The organism is Streptomyces sp. NPDC002776, from assembly GCF_053592195.1.
Window position 1 is genome coordinate 150,084 of record NZ_JBSFVG010000008.1, and the last position, 13,980, is coordinate 164,063.

The following is a 13,980-nucleotide window of genomic DNA, read 5'->3' on the forward strand; positions in this document are numbered from 1 at the left end:
GCCGCCGGTCACAGCCGCGGGTCGACCGGCTCCGACTCCAGCGCCAGCACCCCGAACACCGCCTCGTGCACCCGCCACAGCGGCTCGCCCCCGGCCAGCCGGTCCAGGGCCTCCAGACCGAGCGCGTACTCGCGGATCGCGAGCGAGCGCTTGTGGTTGAGGAAGCGCCGGCGCAGCCGGGTCAGGTTGTCCGGGCGCGTGTACTCGGGGCCGTAGATGATCCGCAGGTACTCGCGGCCACGGCACTTGATGCCCGGCTGCACCAGCCGGCCCTGCGGGCTGCGCACCAGGGCGCCGGCCGGTTTGACGACCATGCCCTCGCCGCCGCGGCCGGTCATCTCCAGCCACCAGTCGACGCCCGCCCGCACCGACTCCGGGTCGGTGGTGTCGACGTGCAGGCGACGCGTCGTCTGCAGCAGGCCCGTGCCGTCGTGCTCCACCAGCCGGTCCAGCAGCGCGAGCTGTTCGTCGTGCGGGAGCGCGGCGAGGCTGCGGCCCTGGACCGCCAGGATCTGGAACGGCGCCAGGCGGACGCCGTCCAGGCCCTCGGTGGGCCAGCAGTAGCGGCGGTAGGCCTCGGTGAACGCCGAGGCGTCCGCGGCCCGTTCGCGCTGGCGGACCAGCAGCCCCGACACGTCGACACCCCGCGCGGCGGTGCCCTCCAGCGCGGCGAGCGCACCCGGGAACACCGCCCCGGAGGCGGCGCCCACGGCCGCGTACTGCGAGCGCAGCAGCCCGGACGCCTTCAGCGACCAGGGCATCAGCTCGGCGTCCAGCAGCAGCCAGTCGGTGGCGAGTTCGTCCCACAGTCCGGCCGCGCCGACGGCCGCGCGCAGGTGACCGAGGATCGTCTCCGTCACCGACTCGTCGTCGAAGAAGGGACGCCCGGTCCGCGTGTACAGCGACCCGGTCGGCCCGTCGACCCCGAACCGCCCGCGCGCCGCGTCCGCGTCCCGGCACACCAGGACCACGGCGCGCGAGCCCATGTGCTTCTCCTCGCACACGACCCGCTCGACCCCGTCCTCCCGGTACTGCGCGAACGCCTCCTGCGGGTGCTCCAGGTACCCCTCCACCTGCGAGGTCGCCGTCGGCGCCATGGTCGGCGGGAGGTACGGCAGCAGCCGCGGGTCGATCGCGAAGCGGCTCATCACCTCCAGGGCCGCCGCCGCGTTCTCCTCCCGGACGGCGACCCGTCCCGCGTGCCGCGTCTCCACGGCCCGGCGCCCGTGCACGTCCGCCAGGTCCAGCGGCCGCCCGTCGTGCCCGCCGGGCGCCTCCGTGCGCAGCGGCCTGGCCGGTTCGTACCAGACCTGCTCGGCGGGTACGTCGACCAGTTCCCGCTCCGGCCAGCGCAGCGCGGTCAGCTTGCCGCCGAAGACGGCACCGGTGTCCAGGCAGATGGTGTTGTTGAGCCAGGTGGCCTCCGGGACGGGGGTGTGGCCGTACACCACGGCCGCCCGGCCCCGGTAGTCCTCGGCCCACGGGTAGCGCACCGGCAACCCGAACTCGTCGGTCTCGCCGGTGGTGTCGCCGTACAGAGCGTGCGAGCGGACCCGGCCCGAGGTGCGGCCGTGGTACTTCTCCGGCAGACCGGCGTGGCAGACGACCAGCTTGCCGCCGTCGAGAACGTAATGGCTGACCAGGCCGTCGATGAACTCCCTTACCTCGCGCACGAACTCCTCGCTCTGCCCCTCCATCTGCTCGATGGTCTCGGCGAGTCCGTGCGTGTGCTGGACCGCGCGGCCCTTGAGGTGGCGGCCGAACTTGTTCTCGTGGTTGCCCGGCACGCACAGCGCGTGACCCGACTTCACCATCGACATCACCCGGCGCAGCACACCCGGGCTGTCCGGGCCGCGGTCGACGAGGTCGCCGACGAAGACGGCGGTCCGGCCGTCCGGGTGGACGCCGCCGGCGTAACCGAGCTTGCCGAGCAGCGCCTCCAGTTCGGCGGAGCAGCCGTGGATGTCGCCGATGATGTCGAAGGGGCCGGTGAGGTGGGTCAGGTCGTTGTAGCGCTTCTCGGTGACGACGGTGGCCTGCTCCACCTCCTGGACTCCGCGCAGGACGTGCACCTTGCGGAAGCCCTCGCGCTCCAACTGCCGGATGGAGCGGCGCAGTTCGCGGATGTGCCGCTGGATCACCCGGCGGGGCATGTCGGCGCGGTCGGTGCGGGCCGCGTTGCGCTCGGCGCACACCTCCTCCGGCACGTCCAGCACGATGGCTATCGGCAGCACGTCATAGCGCTTGGCCAATTCGATGAGCTGGCGCCGGGAATCCTGCTGGACGCTGGTGGCGTCGACGACCGTACGGCGGCCGGCCGCGAGCCGCTTGCCCGCGATGTAGTGCAGGACGTCGAAGGCGTCCTTGCTGACGCTCTGGTCGTTCTCGTCGTCGGCGACCAGGCCCCGGCAGAAGTCCGAGGAGATCACCTCGGTGGGCTTGAAGTGCTGGCGCGCGAAGGTGGACTTGCCGGAGCCGGAGGCGCCGACGAGCACCACGAGGGAGAGGTCGGTGACGGGCAGGGTACGCCCCTGGTTCTCGGTCATGCGGCCTTCGCCTCCTTGTCGGTCAGCCGGAAGACGGCCATCTGGGTGGGCGGACCCACCTCGGGGTCCTCGGGTCCCACGGGGGTGAACTCCACGGCGTAGCCGTGCCGTTCGGCGACCTTCCGCGCCCAGGCGCGGAACTCCTCGCGGGTCCACTCGAAGCGGTGGTCGCCGTGCCGGACGTGTCCGGCCGGGAGGGACTCCCAGCGGACGTTGTACTCGACGTTCGGGGTGGTCACCAGGACCGTCCGCGGGCGGGCGGCGCCGAAGACCGCGTACTCCAGGGCGGGCAGCCGCGGCAGGTCGAGGTGCTCGATGACCTCGCTGAGCACGGCGGCGTCGTAGCCCTTGAGCCGGTTGTCGGTGTAGGCGAGCGAGCCCTGGAAGAGCTTCACCCGGGACGCCTGCCGCTCGCCCATGCGGTCCAGCTTGAGCCGGTGGGCGGCGATGGTCAGCGCCCGCATCGAGACATCGGTGCCGACGATCTCGGTGAAGCGGACGTCCTTGAGCAGCGCCTGCACCAACTGGCCCTGGCCGCAGCCGAGGTCGAGGACGCGTGCGGCACCGGACTCCCGCAGCGCGGCGAGGATCGCGTCCCGGCGCTGCACGGCGAGCGGGGTGGGGCGCTCCTCTTCCTCCGCGTCGGCCTCCACGGCGTTGTCGATGTCCTCGACCTCGCTGTCATCGGCCTCGGCGAGCCGCACCAGCTCAAGACGCTCCATGGCCTGGCGCGTCAGCGACCAGCGGCGGGAGAGATAGCGGCTGGTGATCAGCTTCTGCTCGGGATGCTCCGGCAGCCAGCCCTCACCGGCGCGCAGCAACTTGTCGACCTCGTCCGGCGCGACCCAGTAGTGCTTGGCGTCGTCCAGGACGGGCAGCAGGACGTACAGGTGGCGCAACGCCTCGGCGAGGGTGAGCGCATCCGACTCCAGGACGAGCCGGACGTAGCGCGAATCGCCCCACTGCGGGAACCGCTCGTCGAGGGCCACCGGTTCGGCGGTGACCGTCCAGCCGAGCGGCTCGAACAGTCGCCGCACCAGGTCCGGGCCGCCGCGGGCGGGCAGCGCGGGCACCTCGACGCACAGCGGGCGGGCCTGTCCCGGGAGGTCCGGCCTGGCCGCGCAGACGCCCTTCATCGCGCTGGAGAACACCCCGCTCAGGGCCACCGCGAGCAACGAGGAGGCGGCGTAGGGGCGGTCGTTGACGTACTGCGCGAGCGCCGCGTCGGGGGCGCCGCCGCGGCCCTTGCCCTTGCCGCGCCGGACCAGCGCCACCGCGTCGACCTCCAGCAGCAGCGCCGCCGTGCAGCGTTCGGCGTCCGCCTCGGGGTAGAGGACATGGGCCGTGCCGTAGGACGTGGAGAACGCCTGCGCCTTCTCGGGATGCTTGTGCAGCAGGTAGCCGAGGTCGGTGGCGGGGCGCTGTGGGGTGCCGGTGGTACTGATCGTCAGGAACATGGGCAGGGCCTTTGAGGCTCGGTGGACGGATGCGCCGCCGTACGACGAAGGCCCCCAGGAGGGTGATCCTGGGGGCCTTCAGGACGACGGTCACACCTTCGCACACCGGGCCCGACCGGCGCCTTTGTTTATTCCTGCGGCCTTACGAGAGCTGCGACTGCACCTGGGAGGAGATGAGGTCCAGGTGGTCGAGGTCGGAGAGGTCCAAGAGCTGGAGGTAGATCCGGCTGGAGCCGGTCTCGGCGTAGCGGCCGATCTTGTCGACGACCTCGGCCGGGGAGCCGGTCAGGCCGTTGGCCTTCAGTTCGTCCACCTCACGGCCGATGGCGGCGGCCCGGCGGGCTACCTCCGCGTCGTCCTTGCCGACGCAGACCACCAGGGTGTTGGAGTAGGTGAGCGCGTCGGCGGGGCGGCCGGCCGCCTCGGCGGCGGCCCGGACCCGGCCGAACTGCCGGACGGTGTCCTCGATGCTGCCGAAGGGCATGTTGAACTCGTCCGCGTACCGGCCCGCCAGACGCGGGGTGCGGCTGGCGCCGTGGCCGCCGATCAGCACCGGGATCCTCGCCTGGGCGGGCTTGGGCAGCGCGGGCGAGCCGGTGAGGTCGTAGTAGGTGCCGTGGAAGTCGAAGGTCTTGCCGGTCTCGGTGGCCCACAGACCGGTGACGATCGCCAGCTGCTCCTCCAGGCGCCCGAACTTCTCCTTCGGGAAGGGGATGCCGTACGCCTTGTGCTCCTCCTCGAACCAGCCCGCGCCGAGGCCGAGTTCGATCCGGCCGCCCGACATCTGGTCGACCTGCGCGACCTGGATGGCGAGCACGCCGGGCAGCCGGAAGGTGCCCGCGGTCATGAGGGTGCCGAGGCGGACGCGCTTGGTCTCGCGGGCGAGACCGGCGAGGGTGATCCAGGCGTCGGTGGGGCCGGGCAGGCCGTCCCCGGAGCCCATGCTCAGATAGTGGTCGGACCGGAAGAAGGCATCGAATCCAAGGTCCTCGGTGGCCTTCGCCACGGTGAGCAAGGTGTCGTAGGTGGCCCCCTGCTGGGGCTCGGTGAAGATGCGCAGATCCATGCCTCCATCCTGCATGGTGGGGCGGTGGTCAACCCCGGCGGTCCCACCGGCCGCGCTCCCCCACGGTCGGGTGAAAAACGTCGACGGCGTGGGCCGGGGCGGGGCCGGGCCAGTGACCCGGTTCGGTGATGATCGTTGGCTCGGGCGGAGCCGGACCGCCCGGCTCCCGCACCGGCCTGTTCGCCGCCGGGCGACACCCGCATCGGTCTCCGCAACCCGGGGCCGGGGGCCGAGGAGGCCGTCATGTCCGAAGAATCCGTGCCGCAGCAGGGCGGGGCCGGGGGCGCCGGGGGCGCCGCCGGTCAGCCGAAGGGGCTGTTGCAGCAGATGGAGGAGCTGATGGCGGCGCTGAACGCGGATCTGTCCGCGCTGGACGCGGAGTTCCAGTCGGCCGGAGGGCCGGGGCGGGGTGCGGCGGCGGGGGTCGTGGAGGACGGCGACTAGGAAGGTTCTCGCCGGGGGGCTTTCCTCGTGGGGGCTGAGGTCGGTGGGCCGGTCAGCCGGCTTCTCTCTGCGCCTCCTGCAACAGCAGTTCCCTGTCCCGGTCGGCCAGTCTGCGGAGCATCTCCAGGACGCGGTCGCGGGACTCGTCGGCCGCGTCGATGGCCTCCATGCACTGCCAGTACGTGGCCTCGTCGTCCGCCGCGCTCGCCAGACCGACGAGGGCGATGCCGACCTCACCGAGCAGCCCGCCCAGGTACATCAGCGCCTGGCGGGCGTCGCCCAGGTCGCCGAGCTGGGCGGCGCGCAGGTCCTTGAGGTCGAGTACGGGGGTGTCGAGCACCCCGCAGCCCCTTCCCGCGAGTTCGGTCAATCCCAGTGCCTCGCCGCGCAGTTCGGGCGGGCCGAAGACCGCGAGCCGGCTGCCTATCGCCTGGGCCAGCGCCTGTGCCTGCCACACCTCGGTCATGATCTCCGGCGTGCGGTCGCTCGCCGCCAGGGCACGCCTGCTCGTCACGATGAGCCGCACCGCGTCCATGCGCTGCCCCCGTCTGCTCCGACGCGCCTCTGGCACGTCTTCCTGAACTCCCTTGTTCACTACCCAGAGTGAGGGGGTGTGAGACGAAAAGCCAGAGGAAGACGGAAATCTGCGGACAACAAATCGGTTTCGGGCGGGTGATTGGTGACTGAGAGTGATATAGGGCTGATCAACTCCCAGGTGCACGACCGGCCTTACGGCGCCGGGAACCGGCGTTCGTTCCGGTCGATCTTCGCGGCCAGGGCCGCCAGGGGGTCGATGCCGAGCACCTCGCACAGTTGCAGCAGATACGCCAGCACGTCGGCGACCTCGTCCGTGACGCGGTGCGCGGTGTCGGGGTCGGACATCACCCGGGCCGACTCCTCGGGCGTCAGCCACTGGAAGATCTCGACCAGTTCGGAGGCCTCCACGCTGAGCGCGGCGACGAGGTTCTTGGGGGTGTGGTACGGCTGCCAGTCGCGGGCGGCGGCGAACTCGGCCAGCCTGCGCTGGAGCTTCGCCACGTCGAGGGGTTCGGTCACGGGGTCAGGTGTACCACCGTGACGCCGGGCGTTCCGTCGGCGCAGGCCGGGTCGCTGACCGTCCCGACGAGGCGGATGTGGCCGCGGGCGCACATCCGGGCGGCGAGCCGCAGGAGTTCGGTGCGCTGGTGTGGGTCCAGGGCGCGTTCGAGGCCGTCCGTCAGGACGGTGAGGGTCCGCATGGCCGGGGGCACCTCGCCGGGGGCGTCCAGGTCCAGCACGCCGGGGCCGGTGAGCAGGACGAGGGCGAGCGCGAGATGGCGGAGTTCGCCGTCACCGAGGCGGGCGAAGTCGGTGCGGGTGCCGTCGCCGCGGTCCAGCACGCCGCGGACGGTGCCGTCGCCGGGCTGTTCGGCCAGGACGTCCTGGACGGGGCCGGCGCATCCGGCGCGTACCGCGGCGATCAGTTGCTGGTGGCGGCGGGCGCACTCGACGCGGGTGCGCCACAGGACGTCGGCGAGGTTGTCGCAGCCGCCGAGGAGGCGTCCGGAGCCGGTGGGGACGGGGGCGCGCATCCGGTCCGGGTGCGGATCGCAGGGGAAGACCGAGCGCAGGGCGACGACCATCTGCTCGGCGGCGGCCAGGACGCGGCGCTGGCCGTCCGTCTTGCCGGCCACGCGCAGGGGCAGCAGCGCGGTGCCGAGCAGGTCGTCGGGGAGCGGGGCGCGGGTCACGGGCGCGGATCCGGCGGTGTGCCAGGCGGCCTGGACCGTGCGCCGGCCGGGGTCGCGCAGGGCGGTCTCCAGCAGGGTGACGCCGTCGGCCGTCAGCCGCTCGCCGACGATCCGCAGGGCGGGTTCGGCCTGTACGGCGAGGTCGAGCCGGACCGGGCCCTCGGGGCCGTCGGCGGTGCAGCCGATGCGGAAGCCCCGGCGGCGCTGGGCGTCGGGGCGGGCGCCGTCCGGCACGCAGGCGAGGGGATCGGGGAACACGTCCCGCAGTGCGGCGCCCCCGCCGAGCCGGGCCAGCGCCTCGTACGCCCGCAGCGCACTCGTCTTCCCGCACCCACTGACCCCCGCGAGCAAGGTGCACGCCCCTAACGGCACCCGAACCCCCCGATGCCCGGCAAACGCGGAAAGCCGCAACTCGGTGACCTGCGGCCGCTGAGGACGCCGGACCTCCCCGGAGACAGCGCTCGGCCCACCCGAGGGGGACGCGGTCGCGCGGGATGTCCGGGGGGCGGTCGGGGTCGGGGGTGGGGTGGACGTGCTGGAGCCGGGTGCGTGGGAAGGGCTCGGGGGCTCCGTCGGCGCGGGCACGCGAGGCGCCGGTGGCTTCGGCGTGCGGGCGGACGTCGGAGAACCCGGCGCGCGGGACAGGCTCGGCGGCTCGCCGTCGGCCCGCGTGGAGACGGCGGGGTCCGGCACGCGCGAGTCGGTCGGCTTCGGGGGCGTGGGGGGTGGGGTCATATGCGGACCGTAGGAGGGTGGGGGCGGGGGAATCGTTTCGGTGGTGGGGGGTTCCTACGATCGGGGGACCGGGCGGGTCAGGAGTCGGGGACCGTCGCTCCCTCCATCAGGCCGCTCACCTCGGTGCCGTGCGGGGTCAGCAGGAACACGTTCCGGTCGACCCGGTGCATCCCGCTCGACAGGCCGAAGACGACGCCGGTGCTGAAGTCGAGGACGCGCTTGGCGACCTCCGTCTCCGCGCCGGTGAGGTCGAGGAGGACCGGGATGCCGGCCATCAGCGTCTCCGCGACCTCACGGGCGTCGCCGAAGACGTTGACCCGCAGGACCACGAAGCGGCGGCGCGGCTCGGTCGCCGCCTCGGGAAGCGAGCGGTGGTCCACCGCGGACGGCCATGCGTCCCGGCCGCGCAGGGGTACGACCTGGGCGAGCCCTTCCCACTGTTCATCGGTGACGTCGTAGCGGTTCACCGGCTCCCCCCGAACTGACTGGTACTCAATGCCTGCACCAGCCAATTCTTACGCCAAGTCACCCGTTCGGCCCAACACCGACACGGGCCGGAGTGGTGCGGCCTGTGTCGGTGCCTGTGTCGGTGCCCCGTCAGGCGTGGCAGGTGGGGAGGGCGCCGCCGTTGTAGGTGATCATCTCGCCGAACGCCTCGGCCACGTCCACCGTCCGGCCGGAGGCGATCGCCTCGCGCTCGTCGAGTTCCGCGTAGGCGCGGTGCAGGTTGCCCACGATGCGCTCGAACTCGGTGAGATGGCCGAAGGCGCCCTTGCCCGCCTCCCTGGCCGCCACCAGGGGGGTCAGGCGCCGGGCCCGGCCCTCCGCCGCCACCCGCTGGATCCAGCGCAGGTACTCCGCCGTCTCGTCCAGCACCTCCGGCCCCCGTACCGGGCCGTGGCCGCAGACCACCGTGCGGGGCCTGAGGGCGCGCAGCCGGGCCAGGGTCGCCAGGGAGCCCGACACCGAGCCCATGAGGACGAACGGCGAGCAGCCCGCCATCGCGACGTCCCCGGCGAACAGGACCCGTTCCTCGGGGAGCCACGCCACCACGTCGTCGTTGGTGTGCGCCGGGCCCAGATGGAGCAGGCGGATCTCGCGGTCGCCCTGGTAGAGGCTCAGCTGGTCGGTGAAGGTGAGGTCCGGCAGCCGTACCGACAGCTCTCCCCACGCCACGTCCGGCCAGACCCCCGTGAGGGCCAGGCCGTTGCGCTCCATCTCCGCCCGGGTCCGGGCGTGCGCCACCACCGTCGCGCCCGCGAACGCGCCGTTGCCGTGGGTGTGGTCGCCGTGGTGGTGGGTGTTGACCAGGACCCGGACCGGGCCGCGGCCGAGCCCTCCCACCGCCTCCCGCAAAGCCGCCGCCCGCGCGGCCGTGGCCGCCGTGTCGACGAGGAGCAGGCCCTCGGGACCGGCGACCACACCCGCGTTGCTGAGGCACCAGCCCCCGTCGGGCTGGAGGTGGGCGTAGACCCCGTCGGCGACCTCGGTGAGCTCGGTCCGCAGCCGCGTCGCGGATCCGCTCATGTCACCGCCGTCCAGTACGGGTATCCCGGCGCCGCCCAACTCGTTCCCCCTCCGCCCGTCTGCGTCCAGGCCACCGCCGGCGGCTGGACCGGCAGGGGTTCCACCTCCGCCGGCGCCTCCCGGCGGCCGGACATCGCCAGCAGCACCGTGAGCAGGGCGGAGAGTTCCTCCGGTGTCGGTTCGCCTCGTAGCACTCGTATCACCCGGTCCTCGGTCACTGGGGCTGGTTCCCGTGCTTGCGGGAGGGGCGGTCGGCGTGCTTGCGGCGCAGCGTGCGCAGCGCGTCGATGAGCCGGGCGCGGGTCTCCGCGGGGTCGATGACGTCGTCCACCAGGCCGCGTTCGGCCGCGTAGTACGGGTGCATCAGCTCCGAGCGGTACTCCTTCACCAGTTGCTCGCGCGTCGCCTGCGGATCGTCCGAGGCCGCGATCTCGCGCCGGAAGACGACGTTCGCCGCGCCCTCCGCGCCCATCACCGCGATCTCGTTGACCGGCCAGGCCAGGGAGACGTCGCAGCCGATGGAACGGGAGTCCATGACGATGTACGCGCCGCCGTACGCCTTGCGCATGATCAGCTGGACCCGGGGCACGGTCGCGTCGCAGTACGCGTACAGCAGCTTCGCGCCGTGCCGGATGATGCCGCCGTGCTCCTGGCCGACGCCGGGCAGGAACCCGGGCACGTCCACCAGCGTGACCAGCGGGATGTTGAAGGAGTCGCAGAACCGCACGAACCGCGCCGCCTTCTCGGAGGCCGCGATGTCCAGCGCACCGGCCTGCACCATGGGCTGGTTGGCGACGATGCCGGTGACGTCGCCGCCCATCCGGACCAGCGCGCAGACCACGTTGCGGGCCCAGTTCTCGTGGACCTCGAAGAGGAAGCCGTCGTCGACGATCTCCTCGATGACGTCCCGGACGTCGTAGGAGGCGCGCGGGTCGGCCGGGACCATGTCCAGCAGCGCCTCGGTGCGCCGGTCGACCGGGTCGGACTCGGCGACGGACGGGGCGAGTTCGCGGTTGTTGGCGGGCAGCAGGGAGAGCAGGAAGCGGACGTTCTCCAGGCACTCCTCCTCGTCGTCGAAGACCGCGTGGGCCACGCCGGAGGCGGTGGAGTGCGGGTCGGCGCCGCCGAGCCCGTCCATGGTGATCTCCTCGCCGGTCACCGCCTGGACGACGTCGGGGCCGGTGATGAACATCTGCGAGGTGCCGCGCACCATGAACACGAAGTCGGTGAGCGCCGGCGAGTAGGCCGCGCCGCCCGCGCACGGGCCCATGATGACGCTGATCTGGGGGATGACCCCGGAGTTGCGTACATTGCGGGAGAAGATGCCGCCGTACCCGGCGAGCGCGGTGACGCCCTCCTGGATCCGGGCGCCGGCGCCGTCGCACAGGCCGATCACCGGGGCGCCGGCCGCCGTGGCCAGATCCATCAGCTTGTGGATCTTCTGGGCGTGCGCCTCGCCTAGCGCGCCACCGAAGATCCGGAAGTCATGGGCGTACACGAAGGCGGTGCGGCCGTTGATCCGGCCCCAGCCGGTGATCACGCCGTCGGTGTGCGGTCGGCGGGCCTCCAGGCCGAAGCCGGTCGCCCGGTGCCGTCGTAGGCCCTCGGTCTCGGTGAACGTGCCCTTGTCGAAGAGCAGATCGATCCGTTCGCGTGCGGTCAGCTTCCCCTTGGCGTGCTGTGCCTGGGTCGCCCGCTCCGAGGGACCGCGGTGCACCGACTCGCGCAGTTCGTGGAGTTCGGCAGTCCGTTCCCGGAGTGGAGGTGGAAAGCGGTCCATTGACGCTCCTCACAGGTCGTCAAGAGGCTGGTTCAGCCCGTTTTCGGAACGCGTGGGCGACAGAGTGCGTCGCTGAGCTGGAGAGCCGGTGGAGTGGGGCTTAAATGCCACCGCGCGTACCTGGGCGCGAAGACTGGCAGCGCTTGCTCATTCGGGCGTCGAGCCGCACTCGACGACCGGGGCGGACCATGCGGACGGCCCGGCGGGAGCCGGGGGAACCTGGCGGAAAGGTGTGCCATGACACATGCGTCCGAGGATGGACACGGCAGAGCCGGTCAGCGGGGAGGGGCGCCGGTCGCCCTGGTGACGGGAGGGACGGCGGGGACCGGGGCGGCGGTGGCGCGCCGGCTCGCGGCCGCGGGCATGCGGGTGGTGGTGAACGTGGCGCACGGCCGGGCGGCGGGCGAGGTGCCGGCGGCCGGGCTGCCCGACGCGCTGTACGTGGCCGCCGACATCGCGGTGCGCGCGGAGGCCGAGGCGCTGGTCGCGGCGGCCGTGCGGCGCTACGGCCGGCTGGATGTGCTGGTGAACTCCCTGGGCGTGCCCCGGCGGGGGCCGCGCCAGGACGCCGAGGTGTGGCGGGAGTTCTTCGACGTGGACGTCGTCGGGACCTGGCAGATGTGTCTGGCCGCGCTGCCGCAGCTGCGGGCGGGCGGGGCCGGGCGGGTGGTCAACGTGGGGCCGGTGGCCGACGGGCGGCCGTCCGGGGGCCGGGGGCCGCGCGCCGTGAGCCAGGCGGCGGCCCTGACCGACCTGACGCGGCTGCTGGCGGCGGTGACCGGTCCGCAGGTCCGCGTCGACGCCGTCGTCCCGGGCCTGACGGACCCGGTCCGGGCGGAGACCTGCGAGGAGGTCGCGGAGGCGGTGTACGCCCTGCTCGGGCGCCGGCCGGACGCGACGACAGGCCCGACCGGCGCACGGCGCCCCGCGCCCGCGCTGACCGCACCCCGTGCCGCGGGGGCGCGGTCCACCGGCGGCAACAGGGCCTAGGCGCGGCGGGTTTCCGCGAACTCCTTGGCGCGGCGCAGGGTCGCCCTGCTGTTCGTCCCCAGCGCGGCCCGCACCGCCTCGCGTGCCTTGGGGTCCGCCAGGATCACGCTGTGCCGGGACGTGGCCAGCGTCGTGCCGTCCGGCAGCGGGTCGAGGCGCCACTGCCCGGTGTGGGCCACCAGGACCGTGGGGGTGCGGATCTGCTTGTAGACGATGCTGCCGGTGCCGGGCCTGCACACCCGTACCGACTCACTGTGGTGCAGCGTGCCGTCGGGGCTCCGGGTCTCCATCGCCATCCGCTGGATGCCCGGCGTCTCCTCGGTGAGGTCCAGCGAGGCCACGTGCGGCAGCCGGTCCGGCCAGTGGCCGGCGTCGTACAGGAAGCCGTAGACGGCCTCCGGGGGCGCGGCGATGCGCAGGCTGTCCTCGAAGGTGTACGGCGTCCTCGGGTTCTCCGCGGCGATCCGCACCCCGGCCAGCTCGGCCGGGCTGTTGTGATGGAGGGCGTGCAGCACGAAGTGCTCGTCGGTGAACGCCTGGAACTCGTGGTGCAGTTCGAGCAGCGTCTCACCGCCGCCGATGTCCTTGGCCACCCAGCGCCCGCTCATCGACGTCAGCGGCGTGGCCGGGTCCTGCTGGCGGAAGCCGACGGTCAGCGCGTGCGGGTCGAGGGTCCGCTCGGAGGTCCAGCTGCGGATCTGCTCGCCCGCGAACGCCCAGATGCGGATGCGTTCGCTGCCCTCCGTGCGCGGTGAGCCCTCGACGTACTCGGTGTGGATGTTCGGCTCGAACATCAGCGGCCAGACGGTCACATCGGCGACGAGCGCGTGGACGGCCTGCGCGGGCGCCGCGATCCGGGTGGTGTGGACGGTGTTCGGCATGCCGGTTCCCTCGGTGTCGGAGACGGTCAGTGGCTTACCAGGCCGCCGCAGACATTGATCGCCTGGGCCGTGATGGCCGCGGCGTCGTCGCCGACCAGGTGGCCGACCAGGCCGGCGACCTCCTCCGTGGTGGTGTGACGGCCCAGCGGGATCGTGGCGTCGGCGCGGTCCCGCAAGAACCCTTCGGCCGACGGGGTGCGGACGTAGCCGGGGCACACCGCGTTGACGGTGACGCCGGTCGTGGCGAGCTCCAGGCCGAGGGCCTTGGTGAAGCCGACCACGGCGTGCTCGGCGGCGGAGCAGGGGGCGCCGCGGATCACGCCCTGTTTCCCGGCGGTGGAGGCGATGGTGACGATCCTCCCCCAGCCGCGGTCGACGGCGCCGCCCCGGCGGAGCATCTCGCGGGTGAGGCGGAAGACGCTGTTGAGGTTGGTCTCGATGATGTCGAGCCAGAGCTCGTCGGTGAGTTCGGCGGTGACTCCCCCGCCGTCGCGGCCCGAGTTGTTGACGAGGACGTCGAGCCGGCCGTGGCAGGCGACGGCGGCCTCGGCCAGTTCGGCGGCGGCCCGGGGGTCGCGGACGTCGGCGGCCATGCCGTCCGCCTTCACGCCCTTGGCGCGCAGCGCGGCGACGGTCCCGGCGACCGCGTCCGCGTCGCGCGCGCAGACGTACAGGTCGAAGTCGTCCTCGGCGAGGCGTTCGGCGACGGCCCGTCCGATACCGCCGGTCGCGCCGGTCACCAGCGCGGTGCGGTGCGGCCGGTCGCGGCCCCGCGGGCCGCCGCCCAGGGCGCCCGCCCAGGAGCCGGGCACGGCCCTGCCCAT

General features: G+C 73.1%; 14 protein-coding genes. 2 read left to right on the plus strand and 12 right to left on the minus strand.

Going from position 1 to position 13,980, the window contains the following annotated elements:
• Positions 1 to 8 precede the first annotated feature (8 nt).
• The 3 genes from ACWD11_RS18360 to ACWD11_RS18370 form a co-directional block, all read right to left on the minus strand.
• The gene (locus tag ACWD11_RS18360; RefSeq protein WP_451284082.1) at positions 9 to 2,546 is read right to left on the minus strand and encodes a polynucleotide kinase-phosphatase; all 2,538 of its coding nucleotides are present in this window, start codon (positions 2,544 to 2,546) and stop codon (positions 9 to 11) included.
• Positions 2,543 to 4,003 (minus strand): 3' terminal RNA ribose 2'-O-methyltransferase Hen1, encoded by a 1,461-nt coding sequence (locus ACWD11_RS18365; protein ID WP_451284084.1) that lies wholly within the window; start codon positions 4,001 to 4,003, stop codon positions 2,543 to 2,545. Before ACWD11_RS18365 ends, ACWD11_RS18360 begins: the two co-directional genes overlap by 4 nt.
• Positions 4,004 to 4,145: 142 nt before the next feature.
• Complete coding sequence (locus tag ACWD11_RS18370) at positions 4,146 to 5,069, minus strand: LLM class F420-dependent oxidoreductase (protein ID WP_389419957.1); 924 nt, start codon at positions 5,067 to 5,069, stop codon at positions 4,146 to 4,148.
• A gap of 243 nt (positions 5,070 to 5,312) precedes the next feature.
• Between ACWD11_RS18370 and ACWD11_RS18375 the strand changes: the two genes are divergently transcribed.
• Positions 5,313 to 5,513 (plus strand): hypothetical protein, encoded by a 201-nt coding sequence (locus tag ACWD11_RS18375; RefSeq protein ID WP_451284086.1) that lies wholly within the window; start codon positions 5,313 to 5,315, stop codon positions 5,511 to 5,513.
• Positions 5,514 to 5,565: 52 nt separating this feature from the next.
• On the opposite strand, the gene ACWD11_RS18380 is transcribed toward ACWD11_RS18375, so the two are convergent.
• The 7 genes from ACWD11_RS18380 to ACWD11_RS18410 all read right to left on the minus strand — a co-directional run bounded on the left by ACWD11_RS18380 (position 5,566) and on the right by ACWD11_RS18410 (position 11,285).
• Positions 5,566 to 6,048: a DUF6099 family protein gene (locus ACWD11_RS18380; RefSeq protein ID WP_389420085.1), complete on the minus strand. Its 483-nt coding sequence runs from the start codon at positions 6,046 to 6,048 to the stop codon at positions 5,566 to 5,568.
• Positions 6,049 to 6,242: 194 nt separating this feature from the next.
• On the minus strand, positions 6,243 to 6,569 hold the full coding sequence (locus tag ACWD11_RS18385) for a nucleotide pyrophosphohydrolase (RefSeq protein ID WP_389419959.1): 327 nt from the start codon (positions 6,567 to 6,569) through the stop codon (positions 6,243 to 6,245).
• Positions 6,566 to 7,828, minus strand: a complete 1,263-nt coding sequence (locus ACWD11_RS18390) for an ATP-binding protein (RefSeq protein WP_451284262.1) — start codon at positions 7,826 to 7,828, stop codon at positions 6,566 to 6,568. The genes ACWD11_RS18385 and ACWD11_RS18390 overlap by 4 nt, the downstream gene beginning before the upstream one ends.
• 227 nt (positions 7,829 to 8,055) lie before the next feature.
• Positions 8,056 to 8,445 carry a cell division protein SepF gene (locus ACWD11_RS18395; RefSeq protein ID WP_389419961.1) on the minus strand — a complete coding sequence of 130 codons (390 nt, stop codon included), beginning with the start codon at positions 8,443 to 8,445 and terminating at the stop codon, positions 8,056 to 8,058.
• A 130-nt stretch (positions 8,446 to 8,575) separates the two neighbouring features.
• Complete coding sequence (locus ACWD11_RS18400) at positions 8,576 to 9,505, minus strand: MBL fold metallo-hydrolase (protein WP_451284089.1); 930 nt, start codon at positions 9,503 to 9,505, stop codon at positions 8,576 to 8,578.
• A complete protein-coding gene (locus ACWD11_RS18405) occupies positions 9,502 to 9,723 on the minus strand; it encodes an acyl-CoA carboxylase subunit epsilon (RefSeq protein ID WP_451284091.1) in 222 nt (73 codons plus the stop codon). The genes ACWD11_RS18400 and ACWD11_RS18405 overlap by 4 nt, the downstream gene beginning before the upstream one ends.
• Positions 9,720 to 11,285 carry an acyl-CoA carboxylase subunit beta gene (locus ACWD11_RS18410; RefSeq protein ID WP_389419964.1) on the minus strand — a complete coding sequence of 522 codons (1,566 nt, stop codon included), beginning with the start codon at positions 11,283 to 11,285 and terminating at the stop codon, positions 9,720 to 9,722. The genes ACWD11_RS18405 and ACWD11_RS18410 overlap by 4 nt, the downstream gene beginning before the upstream one ends.
• 237 nt (positions 11,286 to 11,522) lie before the next feature.
• Between ACWD11_RS18410 and ACWD11_RS18415 the strand changes: the two genes are divergently transcribed.
• Entirely contained in the window at positions 11,523 to 12,275 is a 753-nt protein-coding gene (locus tag ACWD11_RS18415) for an SDR family oxidoreductase (RefSeq protein ID WP_451284093.1), read from the plus strand.
• Here ACWD11_RS18415 and ACWD11_RS18420 read toward each other — a convergent pair.
• Positions 12,272 to 13,156 carry an aromatase/cyclase gene (locus ACWD11_RS18420; protein ID WP_389419966.1) on the minus strand — a complete coding sequence of 295 codons (885 nt, stop codon included), beginning with the start codon at positions 13,154 to 13,156 and terminating at the stop codon, positions 12,272 to 12,274. The two genes, ACWD11_RS18415 and ACWD11_RS18420, sit on opposite strands and share 4 nt — an antisense overlap.
• Before the next feature lie 26 nt (positions 13,157 to 13,182).
• A complete protein-coding gene (locus ACWD11_RS18425) occupies positions 13,183 to 13,980 on the minus strand; it encodes an SDR family NAD(P)-dependent oxidoreductase (RefSeq protein ID WP_389420086.1) in 798 nt (265 codons plus the stop codon).